Source organism: Pseudomonas eucalypticola (assembly GCF_013374995.1).
Taxonomy (GTDB): Bacteria; Pseudomonadota; Gammaproteobacteria; order Pseudomonadales; family Pseudomonadaceae; genus Aquipseudomonas; species Aquipseudomonas eucalypticola.
Genome location: NZ_CP056030.1, coordinates 1,308,002 through 1,333,355 on the forward strand (window position 1 = coordinate 1,308,002; position 25,354 = coordinate 1,333,355).

19 protein-coding genes and 1 pseudogene are annotated in these 25,354 nt (G+C 64.2%); 5 read left to right on the forward strand and 15 right to left on the reverse strand.

Annotated features, from left to right (window positions below; all coding sequences use genetic code 11):
• The first annotated feature begins 19 nt into the window (after positions 1–19).
• Together recJ and HWQ56_RS06035 are read left to right on the forward strand one after the other, a co-directional pair.
• Positions 20–1,729 carry a single-stranded-DNA-specific exonuclease RecJ gene (gene recJ / locus HWQ56_RS06030; RefSeq protein WP_176570022.1) on the forward strand — a complete coding sequence of 570 codons (1,710 nt, stop codon included), beginning with the start codon at positions 20–22 and terminating at the stop codon, positions 1,727–1,729.
• An 87-nt stretch (positions 1,730–1,816) separates the two neighbouring features.
• Positions 1,817–2,923, forward strand: coding sequence for an NADH:flavin oxidoreductase/NADH oxidase (locus tag HWQ56_RS06035; protein ID WP_158157782.1), 1,107 nt, complete (start codon positions 1,817–1,819; stop codon positions 2,921–2,923).
• Between the two features lie 49 nt (positions 2,924–2,972).
• Here the strand turns inward: HWQ56_RS06035 and HWQ56_RS06040 are convergent, their stop codons facing one another.
• On the reverse strand, positions 2,973–4,589 hold the full coding sequence (locus HWQ56_RS06040; protein ID WP_176570023.1) for a glucan biosynthesis protein D: 1,617 nt from the start codon (positions 4,587–4,589) through the stop codon (positions 2,973–2,975).
• Positions 4,590–4,937: 348 nt separating this feature from the next.
• Here HWQ56_RS06040 and HWQ56_RS06045 point away from each other — a divergent pair, with 348 nt between their 5' ends.
• Positions 4,938–5,273, forward strand: a complete 336-nt coding sequence (locus HWQ56_RS06045; RefSeq protein ID WP_176570024.1) for a hypothetical protein — start codon at positions 4,938–4,940, stop codon at positions 5,271–5,273.
• Between the two features lie 131 nt (positions 5,274–5,404).
• Here the strand turns inward: HWQ56_RS06045 and HWQ56_RS06050 are convergent, their stop codons facing one another.
• From HWQ56_RS06050 to HWQ56_RS06115, 14 genes and pseudogenes are all read right to left on the reverse strand, one after another.
• Positions 5,405–6,883, reverse strand: a complete 1,479-nt coding sequence (locus tag HWQ56_RS06050; RefSeq protein ID WP_158157785.1) for an APC family permease — start codon at positions 6,881–6,883, stop codon at positions 5,405–5,407.
• 103 nt (positions 6,884–6,986) lie between these two features.
• The gene (locus HWQ56_RS06055) at positions 6,987–8,411 is read right to left on the reverse strand and encodes a gamma-aminobutyraldehyde dehydrogenase (RefSeq protein WP_176570025.1); all 1,425 of its coding nucleotides are present in this window, start codon (positions 8,409–8,411) and stop codon (positions 6,987–6,989) included.
• 22 nt (positions 8,412–8,433) lie between these two features.
• Positions 8,434–9,243: an ABC transporter permease gene (locus HWQ56_RS06060; RefSeq protein ID WP_176570026.1), complete on the reverse strand. Its 810-nt coding sequence runs from the start codon at positions 9,241–9,243 to the stop codon at positions 8,434–8,436.
• Entirely contained in the window at positions 9,233–10,183 is a 951-nt protein-coding gene (locus tag HWQ56_RS06065) for an ABC transporter permease (protein WP_158157788.1), read from the reverse strand. The genes HWQ56_RS06060 and HWQ56_RS06065 overlap by 11 nt, the downstream gene beginning before the upstream one ends.
• A gap of 1 nt (position 10,184) precedes the next feature.
• Positions 10,185–11,213, reverse strand: a complete 1,029-nt coding sequence (locus tag HWQ56_RS06070) for an ABC transporter ATP-binding protein (protein ID WP_158157789.1) — start codon at positions 11,211–11,213, stop codon at positions 10,185–10,187.
• 75 nt (positions 11,214–11,288) lie between these two features.
• On the reverse strand, positions 11,289–12,440 hold the full coding sequence (gene ydcS / locus HWQ56_RS06075; protein ID WP_158157790.1) for a putative ABC transporter substrate-binding protein YdcS: 1,152 nt from the start codon (positions 12,438–12,440) through the stop codon (positions 11,289–11,291).
• Positions 12,441–12,541: 101 nt separating this feature from the next.
• Positions 12,542–14,001, reverse strand: a pseudogene (locus HWQ56_RS06080) (gamma-aminobutyraldehyde dehydrogenase).
• A gap of 135 nt (positions 14,002–14,136) precedes the next feature.
• Positions 14,137–15,051, reverse strand: a complete 915-nt coding sequence (locus HWQ56_RS06085; RefSeq protein ID WP_176570027.1) for a LysR family transcriptional regulator — start codon at positions 15,049–15,051, stop codon at positions 14,137–14,139.
• Positions 15,052–15,179: 128 nt separating this feature from the next.
• Positions 15,180–16,442, reverse strand: coding sequence for an arsenic transporter (locus HWQ56_RS06090; protein WP_176570028.1), 1,263 nt, complete (start codon positions 16,440–16,442; stop codon positions 15,180–15,182).
• Entirely contained in the window at positions 16,443–17,690 is a 1,248-nt protein-coding gene (locus HWQ56_RS06095) for an MFS transporter (protein WP_176570029.1), read from the reverse strand.
• A 109-nt stretch (positions 17,691–17,799) separates the two neighbouring features.
• Positions 17,800–18,684, reverse strand: coding sequence for an HNH endonuclease family protein (locus tag HWQ56_RS06100; RefSeq protein WP_176570030.1), 885 nt, complete (start codon positions 18,682–18,684; stop codon positions 17,800–17,802).
• Complete coding sequence (locus HWQ56_RS06105) at positions 18,677–20,086, reverse strand: AAA family ATPase (protein ID WP_176570031.1); 1,410 nt, start codon at positions 20,084–20,086, stop codon at positions 18,677–18,679. Before HWQ56_RS06105 ends, HWQ56_RS06100 begins: the two co-directional genes overlap by 8 nt.
• A 160-nt stretch (positions 20,087–20,246) precedes the next feature.
• Positions 20,247–21,548, reverse strand: a complete 1,302-nt coding sequence (locus tag HWQ56_RS06110) for a sensor histidine kinase (RefSeq protein ID WP_209008703.1) — start codon at positions 21,546–21,548, stop codon at positions 20,247–20,249.
• Entirely contained in the window at positions 21,514–22,188 is a 675-nt protein-coding gene (locus tag HWQ56_RS06115) for a response regulator transcription factor (protein WP_158157796.1), read from the reverse strand. Before HWQ56_RS06115 ends, HWQ56_RS06110 begins: the two co-directional genes overlap by 35 nt.
• A 133-nt stretch (positions 22,189–22,321) precedes the next feature.
• On the opposite strand from HWQ56_RS06115, the gene HWQ56_RS06120 reads away from it, so the two are divergent.
• Together HWQ56_RS06120 and HWQ56_RS06125 are read left to right on the forward strand one after the other, a co-directional pair.
• Positions 22,322–24,580, forward strand: a complete 2,259-nt coding sequence (locus HWQ56_RS06120) for a TonB-dependent receptor (protein WP_176570032.1) — start codon at positions 22,322–22,324, stop codon at positions 24,578–24,580.
• On the forward strand, positions 24,580–25,326 hold the full coding sequence (locus tag HWQ56_RS06125) for a tetratricopeptide repeat protein (protein ID WP_176570033.1): 747 nt from the start codon (positions 24,580–24,582) through the stop codon (positions 25,324–25,326). Before HWQ56_RS06120 ends, HWQ56_RS06125 begins: the two co-directional genes overlap by 1 nt.
• Positions 25,327–25,354: the final 28 nt, after the last annotated feature.

Here is a 25,354-nt window from a genome sequence, read left to right on the forward strand (position 1 = left end):
CCCCTGAATAAGAAGCCCCATGCGTATCGAACCGCGTCAACTGCCTGCCACCCTGCCGTTTCTCGGTGACCTTCCGCCCTTGCTCACCCGCTTGTACGCGGCGCGGGGGGTGCAGTCGGAGGCCGAGCTGGACAAGAGCCTGGCGCGGCTGATCCCGTACCAGCAGCTCAAAGGCATCGACGCGGCCGTGGAGCTGCTGGTGGACGCCCTGGCCCAGCGCCAGCGCATCCTCATCGTCGGCGACTTCGATGCCGATGGTGCCACCGCCAGCAGCGTTGGCGTGTTGGGCCTGCGCTTGCTGGGCGCGGCTCATGTCGACTACCTGGTGCCCAACCGGTTCGAATACGGCTATGGCCTGACGCCGGAAATCGTCGCTGTGGCGCTGCAGCGCCAACCGGACCTGCTGGTGACCGTGGACAACGGAATTTCCAGTGTCGACGGCGTGGCCGCCGCCAAGGCCGCGGGGCTCAAGGTGCTGGTCACCGACCACCACTTGCCAGGCCCCGAATTGCCCGCCGCCGATGCCATCGTCAACCCCAACCAGCCCGGCTGCGAGTTTCCCAGCAAGTCGCTGGCCGGTGTCGGGGTGATTTTCTATGTGCTGATGGCCCTGCGCGCACGCCTGCGCAGCCTGGGCCATTACGACAGCAAGCCGCAGCCCAACATCGGCGAGCTGCTCGACCTGGTGGCCCTGGGCAGTGTCGCCGACGTGGTGCCGCTGGACGCCAACAATCGCATCCTGGTGCACCAGGGCCTGGAGCGCATTCGTGCCGGCCGCGCCCGGCCGGGCCTCAAGGCGATTCTGGAGGTAGCCAAGCGCGACCACCGGCGCATCACCTCCACCGACCTGGGCTTCATCCTCGGCCCGCGCCTGAACGCAGCGGGGCGCCTGGACGACATGAGCCTGGGCATCGAATGCCTGCTCAGCGACGACAGCGCCCTGGCCCAGGCCATGGCCGCGCAACTGGACGAACTGAACCAGGACCGCAAATCCATCGAGCAAGGGATGCAGCGGGAGGCGTTGGCCCAGCTCAAGGACTTGCCGCTGGAGGACATGCCCTTCGGCCTGTGCCTGTTCGACGCGGACTGGCACCAGGGGGTGATCGGCATCCTCGCCTCGCGCCTCAAGGAACGCTACCACCGGCCCACCATCGCCTTTGCCGATGCCGGCGAGGGCATGCTCAAGGGCTCGGCGCGTTCGGTCCCTGGCTTCCACATCCGCGATGCGCTGGACGCCGTGGCGGCGCGCCACCCGCAACTGATCAGCAAATTCGGTGGCCACGCCATGGCCGCAGGCCTGTCGTTGCCCGAAAGCAATTTCCCCGCCTTTGCCCAGGCCTTCGACGAAGAAGTACGCCGCCAGTTGCAGGAGGACGACCTCACCGGCCGCCTGCTGACCGACGGCAGCCTGGCCGTGGAAGAGTTCCACCTCGAATTGGCCCGCGCCCTGCGTCACGCCGGGCCCTGGGGCCAGCACTTCCCCGAGCCACTGTTTCACGGCGTGTTCCAGCTGGCCGAGCAACGAGTCGTGGGCGAGCGGCACCTGAAGGTGGTGCTCAAGAGCGAATGCGGTTCCGTGAAGCTTGATGGCATAGCCTTTGGCATCGACCGCGACGTGTGGCCCAACCCCACCGTGCGCTGGGTGGAACTGGCCTACAAGCTGGACGTCAACGAGTTCCGTGGCCAGGAAACCGTGCAGCTGTTGATTGCGCACATGGAGCCGCGTTGAAAAAACGCTGAACCCTGCTCGAGGTGAGGTTGTCGACTAGGCTCTAGACATTGTCTGCGCCCGACCCCAAGCCTTGAGAGGTGCCCCATGAGCGTGCTGCTGGAACCCTATACCCTGCGTCAACTGACACTGCCCAACCGTATCGCGGTCTCCCCCATGTGCCAATACTCCAGTGTCGATGGCCTGGCCAACGACTGGCACCTGGTGCACCTGGGCAGCCGCGCCGTGGGCGGTGCTGGCCTGGTGTTCACCGAAGCCACCGCCGTGACCGCTGACGGCCGTATCACCCCTGAAGACCTGGGCCTGTGGAACGATGAGCAGATCGAGCCACTGCAACGCATTACTCGCTTCATCACCGCCCAGGGCGCCGTGCCGGCGATTCAACTGGCCCATGCGGGGCGCAAGGCCAGCACCTACCGCCCCTGGCTCGGCAAGTCCGGCAGTATTCCAGTGAATGAAGGTGGCTGGGTGCCGGTGGGGCCGTCGAAGATCGCCTTCGACCCACGTCACACGGCGCCCACCGCGCTGGATGAAGGGCAGATCCAGGAAATCATCCTGGCGTTCGTCGAGGCGGCGAGAAGGGCACTGAAGGCCAACTTCAAGGTGGTGGAAGTGCATGCGGCCCATGGCTACCTGTTGCATCAGTTCCTGTCGCCGATCAGCAACCAGCGTCAGGACAGCTATGGTGGGTCGTTTGAAAACCGCATTCGCCTGACGCTGCAGGTCACCGAGGCGATTCGCACCGTCTGGCCCGAAGAATTGCCGGTGTTCGTGCGCGTGTCGGCCACCGACTGGGTCGAGGACGGCTGGAACCCGGATGAGACCGTTGAACTGGCCAAGCGCCTGAAGGCCCTGGGGGCGGACCTGGTGGATGTGTCGTCGGGCGGTACCGCGGCCAATGCCGAGATTCCCACAGGGCCCGGGTACCAGACCCGCTTCGCCGAGCGCGTGCGCAAGGAGGCGGGCATTGCCACCGGCACCGTCGGCATGATCACGGAACCTGCCCAGGCTGAGCACATCTTGCGCACCTGCCAGGCTGACATCATCCTGCTGGCCCGTGAACTGCTGCGCGACCCCTACTGGCCGCTGCACGCCGACGACGACCTCAACGGCCGCCAGGCCACCTGGCCCGCCCAATACCAGCGCGCCACCCACCGCGATCAGCCGATCCACGAGTCGGACCTGCGCGATTGACCGCACCGTTGCAGGATCGAGCGTCGCCCGGTCCTGCAACGGGTTACCGTCAGCTGTACTTGCGTTTTTCCGGCGCAGGCGGGAAGTATTGGTACAACCAGGTCTCGCTCAGAGTGCGGTCCTGGGTGCGGATGAACAGGCGCATTTCCACCGGCTCGACGCTGTCACTGGTGGGGTGCCAGTCGAACGTCACGCGGTAGCCCTTGTCCGGCAGTACCAGAATGTTGAAGTCCTGCACCTTGCCGCTGGACACGGTCACCACCGGCTCGATGCCGGTACCTTCCGGCAAGCGTTCCAGGCCACCGCCCTTGAAGTCCACGGCAAAGCGGCGGGCCCAGACGTCCGGGTAGTGTTCGCCCGGTGCCCAGCCTTCGGTAAAGCCGCCCATGCCCGAACGGGTCGCGTGCACCCGAGCCAGCGGCGTGCCCACCGGTGGCAGGGCGCTCCAGTACAGCTTGTAGCCGAAGTTCAGGGCGTCGCCGGCCTTGACCGGTTGCTTGGGCGTCCAGAACGCCACGATATTGTCCAGGGTCTCGCCGGTGGTGGGGATTTCCATCAGGCTGACCGCGCCTTCACCCCAGTTGGTGGTGGGCTCGACCCACAGGCTGGGGCGCTTGTCGTAGCCGTCCACGGTGTCTTCGTAGCTGGAAAACTCGTGGTCGGTCTGCACCAGGCCGAAACCCTTGGGGTTGTTGTCAGCGAAGGCGTTGAACTGCAGCGTGGCCGGGTTGTTCAGCGGGCGGCAGATCCACTCGCCATTGCCGCGCCACATGGCCAGCCGGTCCGAATCGTGGATTTGCGGGTGGATGGTGTCGCACATGCGTCGCTCATGGGTGCCGCAGCTGAACATGCTGGTCATCGCCGAGATACCCAACTGCTCGATGTCGGTACGGGCGAACACATGGGCATCGATGGCCATCACTACCTGTTGTGCCTGGCAGTCGATGTCGAACCTGTAGGCGCCCGTCGCGCTGGGTGACTCCAGCAGGGCATAGACGGTGAAGCGGGTGCTTTCCTTGTCCGGGGTTTCGAACCAGAACTTGGTGAAGTCGGGAAATTCCTCGCGCTTCCTGGCATAGGTATCGATGGCCAGGCCGCGGGCCGATAGGCCGTACTGGCCGGTGGAGTCCACTGCGCGGAAATAGCTGGCGCCCAGGAATGACAGGATGTCGTGCTTGTCCAGTTCCGGTGCCTTGAACATGCGGAAACCGGCGAAGCCCAGGTCGCCCTTGAGCTGCTTGGTGTCCACCCCGGTGTTGTCGTAGCGGAACAGCGGCGGGTGGAAGTGCACCTCGCGCGCCTGCTGCTTGGCCGCATCGACACTGTACATGCGCACCGGCAGCTTGAAGCCCATGCCCACGTGGAAGAACTGCACGTCCAGCTGGCCCTTGTTGTCGTACCAGAGCGAGTGCTTGGGGTCGTACTGAATGGCATTGAACTGCTGGGGTGTCATGTTCGCCAGGGTCGGCGGCAACACCTGCTTGCGGTCGGTATAACCCTGGGTGGCCAACTGCCGCGCCTGGGCTTGCAGCAAATCGAAACTGAATGGCTCGGCATCGCCATCGGCGGTGGCGGCCATCGCCTGTGCGGCCAGCAGCCCGGTGCCGGAAAGGCCGGTATAGGCGGCGAGCGCCATGGAGGCCTTGAGAAGGTGCCTGCGGTGCATAAGTAAACCTGTCTGCAAAGAATCCGGGCCACCTCCTGGCAGCCTGGCTGGATCGAGATAAAGGTCTGGACATGCCCTCGGCCAAACGCAACCAACTCCTAACAGATAACAAAGTGGGCGGTGGGTTCGCAAGAAGGGGTGAAAAAAGTCGTTCCGGGTGATCGCGGCCGTACGGTGAGCAGAGCAGCAGCGTCATAAGCCGCTTGCCCTATTGCTTGGGAAAATTCTTACAAATACGCCGGATTCTTCCTCGTTTTTCTCCTTGACGTCCCCTGAATAATCACGGCTTCGGCACTCGAACCAGAGAGGACAAGGTTGATGCCCAGGGTTAGATCGACACGGGTCACCGTGACCGGCCACGTCGTTTTTGATCAGAACTTCGGTGGTTGTGGGGATATATATCTGTATTGGCGTGACGTGCGCGCGCCGGCAGTGGAAGGTGACGCACCGAAGCGAACGGGGCAGCCAGGTTATGTGTGTGCGAGCATTTATGACGGCAGCGGCTGGTGCAAGCTGCACCTGGGCCGGCTGATGCCTTGCGAATACCGCAGCTGCCAGCGGGCGACTCAACGCAATAAAGTCACCGACTGCGTCAAGGGCATGGTCCAGAGCTGGCGCGGTGAGTGGGCGGATTACAGCGAGGACTCGCAAGGGTTTCGCTTGAGCGCGCTGGAGCTGCCCTAGGCGCGCGCCAGCTTCTGTGGGGCCGGGCAAAGCTCGGGAGGTGGCCACCGCGGTGGTTCGGGCTAACCGCGGCGCCTGGTTCCCGAGCTTGCGCCCGGTCCCACAGGGTTGCGCCTACAGGGCCGGTTGCGTCAACGTTTTATCTTCCAGGCGTCGCCCGCGGGGGCGGTGCCGTGGTCGTAGGGTTTGGCCAGCCACATGTACAGCAGCCCCAGGCCGATCACTACCGCCGTGGTCACGACCATGGCGTAGTTCACGTACCAGGCGGCGTCCGGGGTGCGCGGCCAGGCCATGTTGATGATGGCGCCCACGCCGTACACCAGTGCCCCGACGTTCACCAGCAACCCCCAGCGCCCCAGGTTGAACTGGCCACTGGGTTTCCAGCCGCGCAGGCGGGCGTACAGTGCGCCCAGGACGATCATCTGGAAGGCCAGGTAGATGCCGATCGCTGCGAAGCTGACGATGGTGGCCACGGCGTCCTGCAGGAAAAAACCGAGGATGATGATCAGCGCCGGCAACACGCCCGCCACCAGCAGGGCATTGACTGGCACCTGGGTAGTGGCCGACAGGCGCTTGAGCAACCGGCTGCCGATGACCATCTCGTCACGGGCGTAGGAGTACAGCAGACGGCTGGCGGCAGCCTGCAGGCTGATGACGCAGGAAATGAACGACACCATCACCACAGCCATCACCACCCGCGAACCGACGCTGCCAAATGCGTTGTTCAGTACGGTGGTCACCGGGTCCTTGTCAGTCCCGTTGATGACCGCCTGCATGTCCGGCACGGCGAGGATCAAGGCCAGGCAGGCGAACATCGCCGAGATGCCACCGATGTAGATGGTCATGCGCATCGCTACCGGAATGCGTTTGCTGGGGTTGGGGGTTTCCTCGGCCACGTCGCCGCAGGCTTCGAAGCCGTAGTACAGGAACATCCCTGCCAGCGAGGCGGTCAGGAAGGCCGGAAGGTAGGAACCGTCGACGCGGATGTCGAAGGTATTCCACAGTACGCTGAATGGCTGGTGGCGTTCGAAGATCAGCAGGTAGATACCGACGATCAACGCGCCCAGCAACTCGCACAGGAAGCCGAACATGGCGATACGCGCCAGCATCTTGGTGCCGCTGAGGTTGACCAGGGTGGCCAGCAGGGTCAGCACCAGGGCGATGACGATGTTGGTGCTGTTGCTCGGTTCGAAGCCCAGCATCACCGCCAGGTAGGGCCCGGCGCCCACGGCCACCGCGGCGATGGTCACGCACAAGGCGATGGAGTAGATCCAGCCCACCATCCACGCCCAGCGCTTGCCCACCAGGCGTCTGGCCCATGGGTACACACCCCCGGAAATCGGGAATTGCGACACCACTTCGCCGAAGATCAGGCACACCAGCATCTGGCCCAGGCCCACCAGCAGGTAGGCCCAGAACATCGGCGGCCCGCCCGCCGCCAGGCACAGGCCGAACAGGGTGTACACACCTACTACAGGTGACAGGTAGGTGAAGCCCAGGGCGAAGTTTTCCCATAGGCTCATGCTGCGGTTGAAGTTGGAGGTGTAGCCCAGTTGCCTGAGCTGCTCGGCATCGTGGTCGACGGCTGCCATGTCAGGGGTGACGCTCATGTGTGTGCTCCGAAAGAATCGGCAGATTCAGGTTGCAGGGTGCCCGGGGGTGGTGCCCGAAAGGCACACCCCGGATCATTGTTGTATGAGGTACGGGAGGCGATCAGTGCTTGAACATGACATGCCGCACAGTGGTGTAGTCCTCAAGGCCATACATGGACATGTCCTTGCCATACCCCGACAGCTTCTGCCCACCATGGGGCATCTCGCTGACAAGCATGAAATGCGTGTTTACCCAGGTGCAGCCGTATTGCAGGCGCGCGCTCAAGCGGTGGGCGCGGCCCACGTCGCGGGTCCATACCGAGGAAGCCAGGCCGTAGTCCGAATCGTTGGCCCAGCCCAGCACCTGCGCTTCGTCATCGAAGCGGGTCACCGACACCACCGGCCCGAACACCTCGCGGCGCACGATTTCGTCGTCCTGCTGGGCGTCAGCCAGTACCGTGGGCTGGAAGAAGTAGCCATCGCCGTCCACCGCCTTGCCGCCCGTGACCAGGCGAATGTGCGGCTGCGCCAGGGCGCGCTCGACGAAGGCGGCTACCCGATCACGATGCTGGGCGGTGATCAGCGGGCCCAGTTCAGTGTCGGGGTCGTCCTGCAAACCATGCTTGATGCCGCTGACCGCGGCGCCGAGCTTTTCCACGAACTGCTCGTAAATGCCTGCTTGCGCATAGATACGGCACGCCGCGGTGCAGTCCTGGCCGGCGTTGTAGAAACCGAAGGTGCGGATGCCTTCCACGGCTGCGTCGATGTCGGCGTCGTCGAAAATGATCACCGGCGCCTTGCCCCCCAGTTCCATGTGCATGCGTTTCACGCTGTCGCTGGTGCTGGAGATGATGTTCGAGCCGGTGGCGATGGACCCGGTCAGCGACACCATGCGCACCCTCGGGTGGGTCACCAGCGGCTGGCCCACGGTGTGGCCCCGGCCAAACACCAGGTTCAACACCCCGGCGGGGAAAATGTCGTTGGCCAGTTGCGCCAGGCGCAGGGCGGTCAACGGGGTTTGCTCGGACGGCTTGAGCACCACCGTGTTGCCGGCGGCCAGGGCTGGGGCGATCTTCCAGGCCACCATCATCAACGGGTAGTTCCACGGCGCGATGGAGGCGATGACACCCACCGGGTCGCGGCGAATCATCGAGGTGTGCCCCGGCAGGTATTCACCGGCCGCCGAGCCGCTCATGCAACGGGTGGCGCCGGCGAAAAAACGGAACACGTCGGCGATGGCCGGAATCTCGTCATTCAACGCCGCGTTGTAGGGCTTGCCGCAGTTGTCCGATTCCAGTTTGGCCAACTCTTCGCCATGGGCTTCGATGGCATCGGCCAGCTTGAGCAGTAGCAGGGCGCGGTCTTTGGGCGCGGTCTGCGACCAGCTGTCGAAGGCCGCATCGGCGGCACGCACCGCCGCATCCACCTGGCCTTCGGTGGCCTCGTTGATTTCAATCAGCACGCGGCCCAGGGCCGGGTTGAACACGGCCTGCGCCGGGCCCTCGCCGGTGACCAGGTGGCCGTTGATCAGCAGTTGCGTTTGCATGGTCTGTTCCCCTGTGAAGGTGTTATTTGCCGCCGCTGCCGGCCACGCTTTCACCGCCGCGTGTCAGGTCGTAGGCGCCCAGGATGGGCAGCATGGTCACCAGCATCACCAGCATGGCGACCACGTTGGTCACCGGTACGTCGCGCGGGCGGCTGAGCTGGTTGAGCAACCAGATGGGCAGCGTGCGCTCGTGGCCGGCGGTGAAGGTGGTGACGATGATCTCGTCGAATGACAGCGCGAACGCCAGCATGCCGCCGGCCAGCAGCGCCGAGCCCAGGTTGGGCAGGATGATGTAGCGAAAGGTCTGCCAGCCGTCGGCGCCCAGGTCCATGGACGCCTCGATCAGGCTGTGGGAGGTGCGGCGCAGGCGGGCGATGACGTTGTTGTAGACGATCACCACGCAGAACGTGGCGTGGCCGACGATGATGGTGAACATGCCCGGTTCGATGCCCAGGCGCTTGAACGCGGCCAGCAAAGCGATACCGGTGATGATGCCGGGCAGGGCGATGGGCAGGATCAGCATCAGCGAGATACCGTCCTTGCCGAAGAAGTCACGCCGGTACAGCGCCGCCGACGCCAGGGTGCCGAGCACGATGGCGATCAGCGTCGCCACGCACGCCACCTGCAGCGACAGCTTGATGGCCTCCAGCACGTCGGTGCGGGCGAAGGCCACGCTGAACCACTTCAGGGTGAAGCCCTGGGGCGGAAAGCTGAAGGCCGCGTCTTCGGTGTTGAAGGCGTACAGGAAGATGATCAGGATGGGGAAGTGCAGGAATACCAGTCCGCCCCAGGCGGCGAGGCGCAGGCCCCAGGAGGCTTTGTCAGAGTGCATCGAAGGCCCCCAGGCGTTTGACGATGGACAGGTACACCGCGATCAGCACGATGGGCACCAGGGTGAACGCCGCGGCCATGGGCATGTTGCCGATGGCCCCTTGCTGGGCGTAGACCATGCTGCCGATGAAGTAGCCGGGCGGGCCGATCAGTTGCGGCACGATGAAGTCGCCCAGCGTCAGCGAGAAGGTGAAGATGGAACCCGCCGCGATGCCGGGTACCGACAGCGGCAGCACCACTTGCAGGAAGGTCTGGCGCGGTGTCGCGCCCAAGTCCGCGGAGGCTTGCAGCAGCGAGGGCGGCAAGCGTTCCAGGGACGCCTGGATCGGCAGGATCATGAACGGCAGCCAGATGTACACGAACACCAGGAAACGCCCCAGGGTCGACGTGGACAATGTGCTGCCGCCAATGCCTGGCAATCCCAGCACGGCTTGCAGAACCGGCCCCAGCCCCAGGTGCTGGACAAACCACTGGGCCACGCCACCCTTGGCCAGCAGCAGGGTCCAGGCGTAGGCCTTGACGATGTAGCTGGCCCACATGGGCATCATCACCGCGATGTAGAAAAACGCCTTGGTCTTGCCCTGGGTGTAGCGCGCCATGTAGTAGGCGATGGGGAAGGCCACCACGGCGCTGGCGATGGACACCGCCACGGCCATGCCCAGGGTGCGCTGGATGATGTCGAAGTTCGACGGGTTGAACAGCGCGGCGAAGTTGGCCAGGGTCAGGTCAGGGGTGACCGTCATGCTGAAGTCGTCGAAGGTGTAGAAGCCCTGCCACAGCAGGTTCAGCAACGAGCCCAGGTAAATGGCGCCGAACCACAGCAGCGGCGGCACCAGCAGCAATGACAGGTACAAGTTGGGCTTGCGATACAGTAGGGTCCACAGCCGCCGCAGGGGCGGTACGTCCACCGTTGGTGCAGGTTTTTCCAAGACCAGGCTCATGTCACAGGCCCTCGGTTTCACGCAGCACGGTCATGGCGTCCCGGGCCCAGCGCGCATTCAGGCGCTGGCCGGGTTGCAGGACGATGCTCGGTTCCTGCCACTGGTTGTTGGCCTGGCTGATGGCGATGAGCTGGCCGTTGTCCAGCTTGAGTTCGTAGCGGGTCGAACTGCCCTGGTACTGAATGTCATGCAGCAGGCCGTTGACCTGTATTTCATGGGGCGTGGCCACTTCACCGAAGCGGATGTGCTCCGGGCGGATGGAGAAGGGCAACTCGCTGCCGGTCAGCTGCCGCGCCGTCTCGCCGCGCAGCACGTTGGAGGTGCCGACGAACTCGGCGACGAAGGTGGTGGCCGGTTTCATGTACAGGTTGCGCGGGCTGTCGACCTGCTCGATGCGGCCTTTGTTGAACACCGCCACCCGGTCGGACATGGAAAGGGCTTCAGTCTGGTCGTGGGTGACGAAAATGAAGGTGATGCCCAGCTGGCGCTGGAGTTTCTTCAGCTCGCCCTGCATCTGCTCGCGCAGTTTCAGGTCCAGGGCCCCCAAGGGTTCATCAAGCAGCAACACGCGAGGACGGTTGACCAGCGCCCGGGCCAGGGCCACGCGCTGGCGCTGGCCGCCCGACAGTTGTACCGGCTTGCGCTCGCCGTAGCCGCCCAGGGCGACCATGTTCAGCGCCTCCTCGGCCCGGGCCAGGCGTTCCTGCTTGCCCACACCCTTCACTTTCAGGCCGTAGGCCACGTTGTCACGCACGTTCATGTGGGGGAACAGCGCGTAATCCTGGAACACGGTGTTCACGTCACGCTGGTAGGGCGGCAACCCGGCCGCCTCGGCGCCATGAATGCGGATCGAGCCGGCGCTGGGCTGCTCGAACCCGGCGATCAGGCGCAGGCACGTGGTCTTGCCCGAGCCGGACGGGCCGAGCATGGAAAAGAACTCGCCGTCCTGGATATCGATAGAAACCCGGTCAACGGCCTTCACCTCGCCGAACACGCGGGAAACCTGGGTGAACTGGACTGCAAGCGTCATGATGCGCTACTCCGAAAGGTACGGCAGACACCGTCGTAGCCGCAGCCTGGGGCAGCGGCTACCAGGATGGGGGCCTCAGCGGCCGCCCATGATCGCGATGTAGTCCTGGGTCCAGCGGCTGTACGGCACGAACTTGCCGCCCTCGGCCTGCGGGGTTTTCCAGAAGGCGATCTTGTCGAACTGGTCGAAGCCGTTGGTCTTGCAACCTTCGGCCCCCAGCAGTTCGCTGCCCTGGCAGGCGGCCGGTACCGCTGGCAACGAGCCGAACCAGGCGGCCACGTCGCCCTGCACCTTGGGCTGCAGCGACCAGTCCATCCACTTGTAGGCGCAGTTGGGGTGCGCCGCTTCGGCGTGCAGCATGGTGGTGTCGGCCCAGCCGGTGGCGCCCTCTTTGGGAATGGTCGAGGCCACGGGCTGGTTGTCGGCTTTCAGGCCGTTGACCATGTAGCCCCAGGAGCTGGACGCTACTACGCCCTCGTTCTTGACGTCGCTCATCTGCACGGTCGCGTCATGCCAGTAGCGGTGCACCAGAGCGTGCTGGGCCCGCAGCAGGTCGAGCACGGCCTTGTACTGGGTTTCGGTCAATTCGTAGGGGTTCTGGATGCCCAGCGCGGGCTTGGCGCTCTTGAGGTACAGCGCCGCGTCAGCGATGTAGATCGGCCCGTCATAGGCCTGTACGCGGCCCTTGTTGGGCTTGCCGTCGGGCAGGTTCTGCGCGTCGAACACCACGCCCCAGCTGGTGGGCGCGGTCTTGAAGGTGTTGGTGTTGTACAGCAGAACATTGGGGCCCCATTGGTAAGGGGTGCCGTAGGTCTGGCCATTGACCACGTACCAGGGGCCATCTTTGAGGCGCGGGTCGAGGTTCTTCCAGTTGGGGATCAGCGCCGTGTTGATCGGCTGTACGCGCTTGCCGGCCACCAGCCGCAGGGAAGCATCGCCCGAGGCGGTCACCAGGTCGTAACCACCCTTGGCCATCAGGCTGACCATCTCGTCGGAGGTGGCCGCGGTCTTGACGTTGACCTTGCACCCGGTCTCTTTCTCGAAACCGGTCACCCAGTCGTAGTTTTTGTCGCTTTCGCCCCGTTCGATATAGCCCGGCCAGGCAACGATATCCAGCTGCCCCTCACCGGCACCCACCGCCTTGAGCGGTTCGGCGGCCTGCAGGCTGGCGCTGGCCAGCAAGGCGGTGGTCAAGGCGCTGAGCAATGCGGTCTTGTGCTGGTGCATGGTAACCCTCTTCTTCAAATTATGGTCGGGGCAGTAGCGAACAGGTGAAGCGGCCTTCAGGGAGGCTGATTATTAGCGTAGTGGTGTGCGGCGTTTCGTGGTCAGAGGTGCTCCCCGTGGCGGGCCATGATGTGGCGCACCACGCTGTAGTCGTGCAGTGAGTCGCTGGACAGGTCCTTGCCGTAGCCGGACCGTTTCAGGCCACCGTGGGGCATTTCGCTGGCCAGCATGAAATGGCTGTTGATCCAGGTGCAGCCGTATTGCAGGCGCGCGGCGACCTGCAGGGCCTTGTCCAGATTCTGCGTCCATACCGAGGACGCCAGGCCGTATTCGGAATCGTTGGCCCAATCCACTGCCTGACTCAGGTCGTCAAAGCGGGTGACGGTGACCACGGGGCCGAATACTTCGCGCTGCACGATCTCATCGGTTTGCCGGCAGCCGGCCAGCAGTGTCGGCTGGTAGAAAAAGCCGGGCCCGGAATGCACGGCGGCACCGCTGATACGCTCGATGTGCGGCTGGCTCAGGGCGCGTTCCACAAAGCTGGCGACCCGGTCGCGCTGGCGCGAACTGATCAGCGGGCCCAGTTCGTTGTCGGCGTCGCGCTTGCTGGCAAAGCGCAGCTTGCCAACGGCGGCGCCCAGTTCGCTGACCAGCCGATCATGGATGCCAGCCTGGGCATACACGCGGCAGGCGGCGGTGCAGTCCTGGCCGGCGTTGTAGTAGCCGTAATTGCGCACGCCTTCGACCACGGCCTGCAGGTCGGCGTCATCGCAGACGATCACCGGCGCCTTGCCGCCCAGTTCCAGGTGTGTGCGCTTGAGGGTCTTGGACGCCGCCTGGAGGATTTTCTGCCCGGTGACGATATCGCCGGTGAGCGACACCATGCGCACCTTGGCATGGCCCACCAGGTGGCTGCCCACGCCCTCACCGCCACCGCAGACAATGTTCAGCACGCCGCGCGGCAGAATTTGCGCCAAGGCCGGCGCCAGTGCCAGGATCGACAACGGCGTGTGCTCGGACGGCTTGAACACCAGGGTATTGCCGGCGGCCAGGGCCGGGGCGATCTTCCACGCGGCCATCATGATCGGGTAATTCCACGGTGCGATGGAGGCCACCACGCCGATGGGGTCACGGCGCACCATGCTGGTATAGCCGGGCACGTATTCGCCGGCCAACTGGCCGGTCTGGCAGCGCACGGCGCCAGCGAAGAAACGGAACACATCGACGGTGGCGTTGAGGTCATCCTGGCGGGCCAGATGCAGGGGCTTGCCGCAGTTCAATGCCTCCAGGCGGGCCAGGCGGTCGGCCTGGCGGGCCACGGCGTCGGCGATTTCCAGCAGCAGGTTGGCGCGTTGTTGTGGCGTGGTGCGCGACCAGCCGGCAAAGGCGTGGTGGGCGGCAAGGATGGCGCTTTCCACTTGCTCGGTGCTGGCTTCAGCGATATGGGTCAGTACTTCGGCGGTGGCCGGGTTGATGATGGCTTCCACCCGGCCATTACCGGCCACCAGCTCACCGTCGATCAGCAGCGCGGTACACAGCTCGGGGGGGAAGTGCCAGCCATTTTGCGAGGTCTCTGTTCTTTTGGGCTCACGGGCAGGTTCCTGGGAAACGGCCCGGGCACGGATTGTCTCGGTGGATAGAGACTAGTGCGCGGGCGGGTGGGCGACAAATTCTAAATACTGAATGCAGCGTTCGATTAAATCGATACCCTGCGGCCGTTGTGGGGTTGTTCACGGGCTACGGTCAGGAACGGGTCCACCAGGGCCGGCCGCGCCGTGCCACGGCGCCAGGCCAGGCCCACGTCCAGGGTCTGGGTCAGGTCGGCCAGGGGGCGCGCCTCGATAATGTCGCCTTCCAGCGACCAGGGGCGGTAGGTCATGTCGGGCTGGATGGATACGCCCAAGCCCGCCGCCACCAGGCTGCGCACGGCCTCGGTGGAGGCGGTGCGCAGGCTGATGCGCGGTGTCAGGCCCGCGCCGGTCCAGATGCGCTGGGCGTTGTGGTCCATCTCGTCGACGTTCAGCTGGATCAGCGGTTCGCGGGCCACGTCGGCCAGGTTGATGCTGTCGTGCTCCAGCAACGGGTGCTGGGCCGGCAGCCACAGGCGATGGGGCGAGTGGGTCAGCACTTCGGTCTGCAACGCGTGGCGGTCCTCCAGGTTGGAGAGGATCAGCACCCCCACGTCGATCTCGCCGCTCACCAGCAGGTGCTCGATGTAGGGGCGCTCGTCTTCCATCACCCGCAGCTCGACGTTGGGGTAGGCGCGCTGGAAGCGCGTCAGCAGGTCGGCCAGGTAATACCCGGCGACCAGGCTGGTCACGCCGATCACCAATTGGCCCGCCACCTGGTCGGTGCTCTGTTGCAGGCTGCGCTTGGCGTTGTCCACGGTGGCCAGGATCAGGTGCGCCTGGCGCAGGAACTGGTGGCCCTGGTGGGTCAGGGTCATGCCCTTGGCGTGGCGGTTGAACAGGGTCACGCCGATTTCCTGTTCCAGTTGCTGGATGGCCAGGGTCAGGGTCGACTGGGAAATGAACACCGCCTGGGCGGCGGCCGAGATCGAACCGGTCTCGGCCACGGCAATGAAGTGGCGGATCTGGCGCAAGGTCATCATGGCAGGCTTGCTCGGTAGTGAAGGGCGGGCTGCATTGAACGGACACGCCGCGCACCCTCGCGACCCGGCGAGCGCGGCGCGGCCAGAATCGAGTGTATATCTTTTTTTTCGAAGGCTGGCCGCTTCGCTCAGGTGGGCACGGCCGTCAGCAGCGCCAAAGCCGCCAGCAGGGCAGGTGGCATGACTAGCGCGCCGAGGCGCAGGAAGCCCAGGGCACTGACATGGCCGCCCTCGCGCCGCACCGCGATCAACCACAGCAACGTCGCCAAGGACCCCGTGACCGACAGGTTCGGCCCCAGGTCCACGCCAATCAGCAGCGCCGCGGTGGCCTGGGTGGGCAGCGGCGCGATATGGTTCATGGACCCGGCGATCAGCCCCGCGGGCAGGTTGTTGATCAGGTTGCTGGCGATGCCCACCAGCACTCCTCCCACCCAGCTCGCCTGCACGGGTGCCCGCTGCGCCAGGTCGGCCAGGGCGTGGGCGAGGTGGGCGGTCACGCCAGTCTGGGTCAGGCCGGCGACCAGCACGAACAACCCCGCCACCAGGGGCAATACCCCCCAGGCCACATGGCGCAGCACCGGCACCGGGCTGCTGCGCTCCAGCAGGTGCACGCCCAGCAAGGTCGTCAGGCCGGCGCAGAACGTTGGCAGCCCCAACTGCGCGTCCAATGCCGATGCCAGCAGCAACACCACGGCAGTCAGGCCGATGCCCCAGGCGGTGAGGCGGGCGCTGGTATTCAGGGGCTGTACGTCGAATTCGCGGGCCAAGGGTTGGCGCAGCGCATGTCGCTGGGTGAAGCGCAGCACCCCATAGGTCATGCCGATGGCGGCGAGTGAGGGCAGAGTGAAATGCCACAGCCAGGTCAGCAATGGCGGCATGTGGCTGCCGAATACCACCAGGTTGGCCGGGTTGGAAATGGGCAGCACGAAGCTGGCGGCGTTGGCAATGAAGGCGCACACGAACAGATACGGCAGTGGCTCGGCGCGGGCCGCGCGGGCGGCGGCATACACTGCCGGGGTCAGCACCACCGCCGTGGCGTCGTTGGACAGCAGCACGGTCACCAGCGTGCCCACCAGGAACACCAGGTCGAACAGACGCTGGCTGGAGCCCTTGGCATGCCGCGCCGCATACATCGCCAGCCAATCGAACAGGCCTTTTTGCCTCGCCAGTTCAGCCAGCACCATCATGCCGATGAGGAACAGATAGACATCACCGCCCTTGCCCACCGCGCGCAGGGCGTCCGGCCAGGGAATCACCCCGGTGGCCGTCAGCAGCACCGCGGCACCGGCCGCCCAGGCATACTCAGGCGAGCGCCACGGGCGCAGCAGAATGCCCAGGGTAGCGAGTATCGCCACCCCCCAGATAATCAATTGGCTTGTGGTGAAGGGCATTCAGCGGGCTCGGGCAAGGAGGGCGGGGGAAACCCGGGTAGCGGGCTGCAGTGTCTCCGGCATCTTCAACCACAGCAATAGCAGCGCCACGGCCGCGACGCCAGCCAGGGTCAGAAAACCTGCGCTGTAGCCAGCCCACTGCACCACGGTGCCGGCCAGACTGCCGCTTAGCGCGGCACCCAGCCCGAAGGCTGTGGTCACCGCGCCGAGGCTGACGTTGAAGTGGCCGGTGCCCTGGGTCAGGTCCTTGACCATCAAGGGCAACAGCGCGCCGAACAGGCCGGCACCGATGCCGTCTAGCATCTGGATAGCCACCAGCCAATACGGGTCATCGGACAGGGTATACAGCACCCCGCGCACCGGCAGAATCAGGAAACCGGCCAGCAGCAACGGCTTGCGCCCCCACTGGTCAGCGCGAGCACCCACCAGCCAGGCCATGGGAACCATCACGAGCTGTGCAGCGATGATGCAGGCAGAGGTCAACGGGGTGGCGAGTGTCAGGTCCTGCAGCGAAAGCTTCTGGCTCACCAGCGGTAGCATGGCGGCGTTGGCCAGGTGGAACAGGGCACAACACAGGGCTAGCAACAACAGGGGGCGGTTACCCAGCAACACATCGATCGCCGAGGGTTGGGCACGGTGCTGATCCGCCGGGTCGTCCAGCCCGCGGGCCTGGGCATGGTCAATGGCGGCGGGGTCCACCTGCCACACCGCCAGCACACTGGCCAGGGCCATGAAGGCCATCAGGTAGAACACGGCCACCGGGCCCAGCCAGAACGCCAACCCCCCGGCCAGCAACGCTGCCACGGCGTTGCCGGCATGGTTGAAGCTTTCGTTGCGGCCGGTACGCCGGGTAAACGCCCGTGGCCCCATCAGCCCCAGGGAAATCGCGGCAATGGCCGGTGCGAAGGCCGACGCTGCCACGGCGCTGAGGGCCTGGGTCATGGCCACGGCGGTGAACGAAGCGGTCCAGGGCAGCACCAGGCAACTGCCCGTCACCAGCAGCGCCGCCACCGTCACGACCGCACGCTTGGCGACGGTGCCGTCCACCAGCGCGCCAGCGGGCGTCTGCGCCACCAGCCCGGCCAGGCCTGCCAGGGTCATCACCCAGCCGATCTGCGCGGCGTTCCATTGGTGCACCGCCAACAGGTAGATGGCGAGGTAGGGGCCCAGGCCGTCGCGCACGTCAGCCAGAAAGAAGTTCAGCGCGTCCAGCGCCAAGCCGTTACGACGGGACGAAGGGATGGACAAGATGAAGGTCTCGAGTCAGAGCCCAGAGAAGTTCAGGGGCCTCTTCATCACTGACCGAAGGCCAGGTGCAATGGTTCACCCAGCACCGGCGGTACCTTCATGCCTTCCTTCATGTTGCTTTCGGCAGTGTAACAACGGGTATTTGCGGGTGACGAAGCCCATAACGATCACGCATGTCTTTGGGGCATAAAGTGTCGACCGCCCACCAGCCCGCGTTACGAAACTCCTGATACGGATCGTCGATGTACTGCGCCAACAGCTTGTCCCAGCATCTTCTAGCGTTCACCAGTTGATCATCAGCGATAAACAGGTCAACTTCTTCCCATAGGTTCTGGAGTCCCTTGAGCCGGCGATTGACAAAGTCCACTCGTCTGTCCAGATCCAGCACTTCTATCGTCATATCACCGAGGCTGTCCAGCCCCTCCAACGTCCATCTCCATTTTGCCTTGGGAAGCTGACGATCGACGGGTATCCACTGCAGATGGTCCAGCGGATCGTCCAATCGAGGGTCAAGCAATAATCTGCGTTCCATCGAGCAATCAAAAAATTCGGGGGTTACGGGACCGACGATGGGGCGGGTGGGCGTTTGTGCTCTGGCCGTGCCCGGCTCGATAGGGAATTTGTTGCCCTTTTTTCCTGCCATATTGCAGCTCTGACAGCTGAAATAGAGGTTCGACCATGTCCAGGCAAGCCACCAATAATGACCACTCGTGGTCACCCACCTGGCGTCGACCTTGTCCTGTGCACCTTTCTTCGGCCTGAAGTGTTCGACTGGACGAAACTCTGCATCTTCGCTGCGCTCACAGAAGGCGCACTTCTCATATTGCCGCTGGAACAGAACAGGCTTCGCCACTTGGTAGCCCGTTTCGAGCAGCTCCCTGAACTCTTTATGATCCACACCATGCTGGTTGAATAACAGTACCGCCGCAGGCCAATTCTCTTGGCGTGCGGCGACCAGTTCGTGCGGCTCATCGCCCAGTTCCAGTTTAATCATGGCTGTTCTGGCCCGGATCTACTGCTACTGGCTCAACCAGATCAGCCACCAACGCCGTGGTCAGTTGCAGTTTGAGCTTCTCCATCTTTTCCTGTTGGTAGGGCGTGCGGTAAGGGTTTGTCGCGAGTGCGGTATAGCTGCGCAGTTGCTCACCGTGCTCGTTGAGTGTGAGGCGGTCCAAACCGAAATACTCCTGATACATTTCGGTCCCCGTCATTGTGCGGGGATCGGGCTGGGTCAGCGCGCACGGCTCATCCTCGACCTCCTCCCATATCCCTGTTTCAGCGTCTGGCGCAATTCGGTGCACGTCTCCGGTGGCGGCGTCAGCCTGTACCCGAATGACCTCATCAGGTGCCAATGTTGCCAGCACGACCGGGCTATGAGTCGTCGCGACAAACTGTAGTTTGGGAAAGGTTTTGCGTAGTGCAGGTATCAGGCGAGCCTGCCACGTGGGGTGCAAGTACAAGTCGATCTCATCAATCAGCACAAGCCCTTCAAAGTCCTCTGGATGAAGATCACCCTTCGCCTCCAACAAAATGTGGCCAACCAAGTCGGCGATCCAGGCGATTGTCGACTGGTAACCGTGCGCCAACGCAACAGCCGGAATCTTTACTTTTTCAGATCCCATGGCCTGAAGGAATCGATCGCGATCGAGCAGGTCAGCAGCTTTCGAAACCCCGCCATAACCCCGCATTTCCAGATTCGCGATATCGTGGGGTAGGACACCCGTGTTGATTATGGCCTTCTTCAGTACAGTTGAATAAACCCTGGCTTTTGCCGAGCGACTGCCGTAGTGCCCGAGGAAGCTGGTACTGGTCAGTGGGTACTCCGGGCCGAACAGTGGTTTCATTCTGTCTACCGACGGCCGCGACAGCACTGATACCCGGCCAGACTCGGGGAGGGTGCGGTGTACGCCATACCCAATCACGAACCACAGATGAGATTCTTTTGCCCGGGCCTGATCCAGGGGATCTTGAGCGCCTCCAGGCTGCTCCTCATCGACGCCATACCAGGCATCGGCGCGGATGGACGTTTCCTTGGGGTCGAGGCTGACCTGCGAAGTCAGCCTCAAGTCGAGCGGCAACGTACCCTCATACAGAGGGTGACACTTGCGGTCTGCCAACGATGAAGGGGTGAAGCTGAATTGGGCCCGTATGCTCAGCGGTTGTTTATGCTTGTGCCGCCGGTCCACCAGATGAGCAAACGCGGTACTGGCAAGGTCGTTGACACGCAGCTTTCCAGCCGAAGCCAACGCGATTGCCTGCAAGATACTGGTTTTGCCGGTCCCATTTTCGCCGATGATGACAGTCCACATCCTAGGGTTGCCTTGGGCGTCGGTGAAGTCCAGTGTCAGGTCGCGAAGGCGCTTGAGATTTCTGACGCTCAGGGAACGGATATACATAGTCGCCTCATGGCATTGCTGAATCGGATTGCTGACATTGACCATAGCCAATGGTGGAAGTCACATCACTTCGGTCTGGAGAGTGTTTCCGAGGTCGGATGATACAGTCTGTCCTCTGCGTTTTCAGCGTTCATGTCCGTCGTATCAGTCTGGTTGCCAGTTATTGAAGCGCCGGTGCGCAGTCCAGTCTGAAGCAGGTAGGGCCACCGGGCGGGGACAACACGCTGATGGCCCAGCCCTGGCTCAGGCATATGCGCTTGACCAGCGACAGCCCCAGCCCCAGGTTATCGACGCTGGGCTGCGTGCCACGGGTGAAGGGCAGGAAGATGGCTTCATGCTGATGCGCGGGCACGCCGGGGCCGCTGTCCTGCACTTCGGCCCAGGTGTCGCCGACCCGGATCAGCAGTTCACTGCCGGTGCCCGCGTATTGCAGGGCATTGCGCAGCAGGTTGCCCAACACCGTGCGCAGCAAGGGCAGGGGGTAGGTTGGCGGCGTGGTGGCGCCAGGCAGGTGTTCCAACCTTGGCGCCAGGCCCAGGCGTTGTGCCCGTTCGCATGACCCCTGCCATTGCTCATCCACTGCCTGGGCTAGGCTGGCGTGGGGGAAACCCAGGCAGTCGCCTTCGCCGCGGGCGAGCATCAGGTAGGTGTCCAGGCGTTGGCGCATGTCCTGTATCGAGGCTTCGATACGCTGCAGTTGCGCGTCGGCAGGAGCGCTCAGGGGCTCTTCGTCGCGCAGCACTTCACAGGCACTCAGGGCGGCCATCATGGGGGTGCGCAGTTCATGGCCGACGTCGGCGGTGAACAGTCGCTCTCGCTGCAATGCCAGTTCCAGGTGGTTATAGGTCTCGTCGAAGGCGCGTGCCACGGTGCCGATTTCGTTCGCAGGGAAGTCCGTCGCCAGGCGGCTGCACGGCGGCAGGCTGGCGCGCATGGTCATGCGTGCGGCCAGGCGCTCGATGGGCCGTACCAGGCGCCGGGTGGTCACCAGCCCCAGTAGCACGGCCAGTACCACCAGGCCGCCGAGGCTGATGAGGCCCACCATCACCAGGGTGGTCTGGGTATGTTCGTAGTCGGTGTAGTCGCGCATCAACAGGAAGCGCTGGTTGTCCTCATCCAGCACACGCACGTGCCACAGCCGCTGGCCGCGCATGAGTTTGTAGAAGCCGGGTGCCAGTGGCCGCAGGTCGGCCGGGAAACGCTGCGAGCCAGGCGCGCCGACGAAGAAGCGCCCGGGCCGGCCCTCGCCGCCGTTGGCGACTTCCTCGCGTACCCGCTCGATGGCGATGCCCATGTCGATTTCCTGCAGGCTCATCTCCAGGCGGTTGAGGCTGAAATTCGACAGGCCCAGCACCAGCGCGCCGGTCAGCAGGCTGACCAGGCCATAGATCAGAATCAGCCGCCGGCCCAGGCTGTGGCGGCGCCCTTCACGCATCGGCGGCGAGCCGGTAACCGATGCCATGCACGGTGCGCAGCAGGGCGTGGGGGAAGGGCTTGTCGACCACGTGGCGCAGTTGATGGATATGGGTACGCAGGCTGTCGCTGTCGGGGGGTGAGTCATGCCACAACAGTTCTTCCAGTTTGCGCCGGGCTACCACGGCAGGGCTGGCTTGCATGAGAGCCATCAGCAGGCGCAAGGGCGCCGGTGGCAGTTTCAGCGCCTGGCCGGCGCGCGTCAGGGCCAGGGTGGTGGTGTCCAGGTACAGGTCGCCCACCTGCAGCACGGCTTTCTGCGCCGGGCTGGCGCGTAACAACACCGCGTTTACCCGCGCCGCCAGTTCCGCCAGGGCGAACGGCTTCACCAGGTAGTCGTCAGCCCCGGCCTCGAAGCCTTCCAGGCGATTTTCCAGGGTGTCACGGGCGGTGACCATGATCACCGGAATGCGCCGCCCGCTCTGTTCACGCAGGTGCCGACACAGGGTGTAACCGTCCAGCCGCGGCAGCATCAGGTCGAGCACGATCAGGTCGAAGTCGCCGGTCCGGGCCAATTCCAGGCCCTGCGCGCCGTTCTCGGCGCAGTCGACGATGTAGCCGCGGCGGGTCAGGTAACGGGTGATGTTGTCGAGGATAACCAGGTCGTCTTCGATGACCAGAATGTGCATGGCGGGCCACATGTAATAAGTGTGTCGAAGGTGAAATCTTCTTAACAAGATCTTGAGAAGGGTTATCGCACAATGCGCAAAAGCGAATCATTGTTGTTTACTTTAACCTGCTGGCCCCTCCCACGAGAACCCCATGAGCCGTCAATCCGCCCACCCACCTCGCCTGGAATTCACCCTGGGCATGGCCGTCGCCACCCTGAGCAGCATGACCTACGCCGCCGACCAGGTGCCCAACACGTTGCAGCTGGGCTCTACCGTTATCGACGCGACCCAGGACAACGCCGCGCCGTACCAGACCGAGAAGTTGTCGAGCAGCAAATTCACCGAAGCGCTGCGCGATACGCCGCAAAGCATCAGCGTGGTGCCCCAGCGCGTGCTGCAAGAGCAGAACGCTCAAGACCTCAAGGACGTGCTGCGCAACGTACCAGGCATCACCTTCAACTCCGGTGAAGGCGGTGGCGGGGTAGGGGACAGCATCAACATTCGCGGCTTCAGCGCCGACGGCAACATCTACCGTGACGGCGTGCGCGACCCGGCCAAATACACCCACGCCGAACTGTTCAACACCGAGCAGGTGGAAGTGCTCAAGGGCTCCAGCGGTTCGGGGTGGGGGGTAGGCGCGATCGGTGGCGCGGTGAACCTGGTGACCAAGAGTCCGGAGCTGAAAAACTCCGACACCCTCGACGTCGGCGTTGGCACCGCCAACTACAAACGCTCGACCCTGGACATCAACCACACCCTCGATGGCCTGGGCGACGGCGCGGCGTTTCGCGTCAACGTCGTCGGCTACAAGGGCGGCGAGAACGGCCGCGACTGGGTTCAACGCGAGCGCAACGGCTTCGCGCCGTCACTGTCCCTGGGCCTGGGCACCGACACCCGTTTCACCATCGCCTACGAATACCTGCACGACAATGGCAACACCGACTACGGCATCCCGACCGTCGACGGCCAGTACGGCGGCAGCCCGCACCGCTTGGGCAGCTGGAGCAGCTACTGGGGCTGGCGCAACCTGGACAAGGAAAACAACGAGTCGCACCGCTTGAACCTCAGGTTCGCCCACGACTTCAATGACAACGTCACCTTCGACAACCAGCTCACCTATTTCCACCTGGACCATGACTATTTCGTCACGACCCCCGGCGGCACCTACTACGGCGCCAATAGCCCTGCCCCGGGTGTGCAGGTCAACAAAGGCGTGTACCGTCGCAACATCAACACGCCGCTGCGCAACCAGACCAACGCCACCTGGAGCGACCAGAGCAACCTGACGTGGCGTTTCGATACGTTCGGCATCGGCCACACCCTGGTCACCGGCATCGAGTACAGCAAGCAGACGCTGCAGTCCGACACCGGCAAACTGACCGCCGCCGACGCCGCGCAGATGGGTAACCTGACGTCCGCCAGCAACGACTGGTCCAAGTACCCCTACTCAGCCGACAGCTACATCAGTTCCGAAATCGGTGCCGAGCAGACCGACGCGGCGTTCTACGCCCTCGACACGCTGAAGTTCGACGAGCAGTGGGAGCTGCACCTCGCGGCTCGCCAGGATCACTACGACTCGCGCATCACCAGCAGCTATTCGCGCAGCAGCCAGACCGCGGCCTGGGTGGACAATGGCACTTCATCGGCCAGCGAGAAACTCACCAGCGTGCACACCGCCCTGGTCTACAAACCGGTGGAAGAGGGCAGTATCTACCTCAGTTACGCCAACGCCCGCCAGCCCAGCAGCCTGACGGCGGTCGCCCAGACCGGCACCAGCACCGGCGACAGCACCCAGCGCGGCAAAACCATCGAACTGGGCACCAAGTGGGACGTGCTCAACGAAAACCTGAGCCTTACCGCCGCGTTGTACGAGACCAAACGCAACCTGACCTACACCGACGATGACACCGGCGCCACCCTCAACGTGGGCGGGGAGCAGCGCGTGCGCGGCCTCGAACTGGGCGTGGTGGGCAACATCACGGACAAATGGTCGGTCTACGCCGGCTATGCGTATCAGAACAGCAAGACCCTGAAGGCGGCCACCGATGGCTCTGAAGACGGCATTGGCATTGCCAACACGCCCAAACACACCATCAGCCTGTGGAATACCTGGAAACTGCCAGGCGACAACACCTTCAGTTATGGCGTGCGCTACGTCGACACCGTCGACATCTACACCGGTACCGGCACAGGTGCCGACTCGGTAACCTCGGCGCAATACAAGACCACCGTGCCTGACTACGTGGTTCACGACCTGGCCTTCACCCACGCCATCAACAAGGACATCGATGTGCGCCTGAACGTCACCAACCTCTTCGATAAGCGTTACTTCACCCAATACAACAGCCGCGGCTACGGGCTACCGGGTGATGGCCGCGGCGCGACGGTCACCGCCGAGTATCGCTTCTGATGCTGGCCGACCTGGTCCTGCGCCTTGGCGTGCAGGGCAGCCCCGCCGTTGCCCGCCTGTTGCTGGACCAGGCCGCCGCGGGCAACCTGGAGGCCCAGGCCCGCCTGGGCCAGGCGTTGCTCGACGGCCATGGCCTTGCGCGCGATCCGGTGCTGGCCTTGCGCTGGTTCCGGATCGCGGCAGGGCATGGGCACCTGGCGGCCTTGAACATGGTGGGCCGTTGCCTGGAGCTGGGTTGGGGCTGCGCGCCTGATCTGCCCGGCGCGGCGCGCCATTATCGCGCCGCCGCCGAGCGCGGGCTGGACTGGGGCCAGTACAACTACGCCAACCTGCTGAGCCAGGGCCGCGGCGTGGCCCGGGACATGCCCCAGGCGTTGGCGTGGTACCAGCGCGCCGCTGACGCCGGGCATGCCAAGGCCATGAACCTGGTGGGGCGGTTCCATGAGGAAGGTTGGGTCGGCGAGGCCGACGCGGACCTTGCTTTCAACTGGTTTCAGCGCTCGGCGCTGGCCGGGGATTTTCGCGGGCAATGCAGCTACGCCGCCATGCTGGTGCGCCGCGGCAACCCCGAAGCGGCGGCGAAGTGGGTCATGCGTGCAACGCGCACGGCCACGCCGGCGTTTCTGCGCACCATTCGCGAGGCCGTGGCCTGCCTGCCGGCGGCTTTGTTCGCGCCGGTCATCGACGCCATAGACCATCGCCTGGCCTGCGGCAATGTCCCTGCGGGGGCAGGTGAGACGGGGTAGCAGTTTTGTGCGAAGACGCGCCGCAGTG

Coding starts and splice junctions, on each gene's coding strand:
- HWQ56_RS06090 (WP_176570028.1), bottom strand. CDS start 16,442: ATGCCCTTCACCACAAGCCAATTGATTATCTGGGGGGTGGCGATACTC.
- HWQ56_RS06035 (WP_158157782.1), top strand. CDS start 1,817: ATGAGCGTGCTGCTGGAACCCTATACCCTGCGTCAACTGACACTGCCC.
- HWQ56_RS06100 (WP_176570030.1), bottom strand. CDS start 18,684: ATGATTAAACTGGAACTGGGCGATGAGCCGCACGAACTGGTCGCCGCA.
- HWQ56_RS06105 (WP_176570031.1), bottom strand. CDS start 20,086: ATGTATATCCGTTCCCTGAGCGTCAGAAATCTCAAGCGCCTTCGCGAC.
- HWQ56_RS06050 (WP_158157785.1), bottom strand. CDS start 6,883: ATGAGCGTCACCCCTGACATGGCAGCCGTCGACCACGATGCCGAGCAG.
- HWQ56_RS06120 (WP_176570032.1), top strand. CDS start 22,322: ATGAGCCGTCAATCCGCCCACCCACCTCGCCTGGAATTCACCCTGGGC.
- HWQ56_RS06055 (WP_176570025.1), bottom strand. CDS start 8,411: ATGCAAACGCAACTGCTGATCAACGGCCACCTGGTCACCGGCGAGGGC.
- HWQ56_RS06040 (WP_176570023.1), bottom strand. CDS start 4,589: ATGCACCGCAGGCACCTTCTCAAGGCCTCCATGGCGCTCGCCGCCTAT.
- HWQ56_RS06065 (WP_158157788.1), bottom strand. CDS start 10,183: ATGAGCCTGGTCTTGGAAAAACCTGCACCAACGGTGGACGTACCGCCC.
- HWQ56_RS06085 (WP_176570027.1), bottom strand. CDS start 15,051: ATGATGACCTTGCGCCAGATCCGCCACTTCATTGCCGTGGCCGAGACC.
- HWQ56_RS06070 (WP_158157789.1), bottom strand. CDS start 11,213: ATGACGCTTGCAGTCCAGTTCACCCAGGTTTCCCGCGTGTTCGGCGAG.
- ydcS (WP_158157790.1), bottom strand. CDS start 12,440: ATGCACCAGCACAAGACCGCATTGCTCAGCGCCTTGACCACCGCCTTG.
- HWQ56_RS06125 (WP_176570033.1), top strand. CDS start 24,580: ATGCTGGCCGACCTGGTCCTGCGCCTTGGCGTGCAGGGCAGCCCCGCC.
- HWQ56_RS06115 (WP_158157796.1), bottom strand. CDS start 22,188: ATGCACATTCTGGTCATCGAAGACGACCTGGTTATCCTCGACAACATC.
- HWQ56_RS06060 (WP_176570026.1), bottom strand. CDS start 9,243: ATGCACTCTGACAAAGCCTCCTGGGGCCTGCGCCTCGCCGCCTGGGGC.
- HWQ56_RS06110 (WP_209008703.1), bottom strand. CDS start 21,548: ATGGCATCGGTTACCGGCTCGCCGCCGATGCGTGAAGGGCGCCGCCAC.
- recJ (WP_176570022.1), top strand. CDS start 20: ATGCGTATCGAACCGCGTCAACTGCCTGCCACCCTGCCGTTTCTCGGT.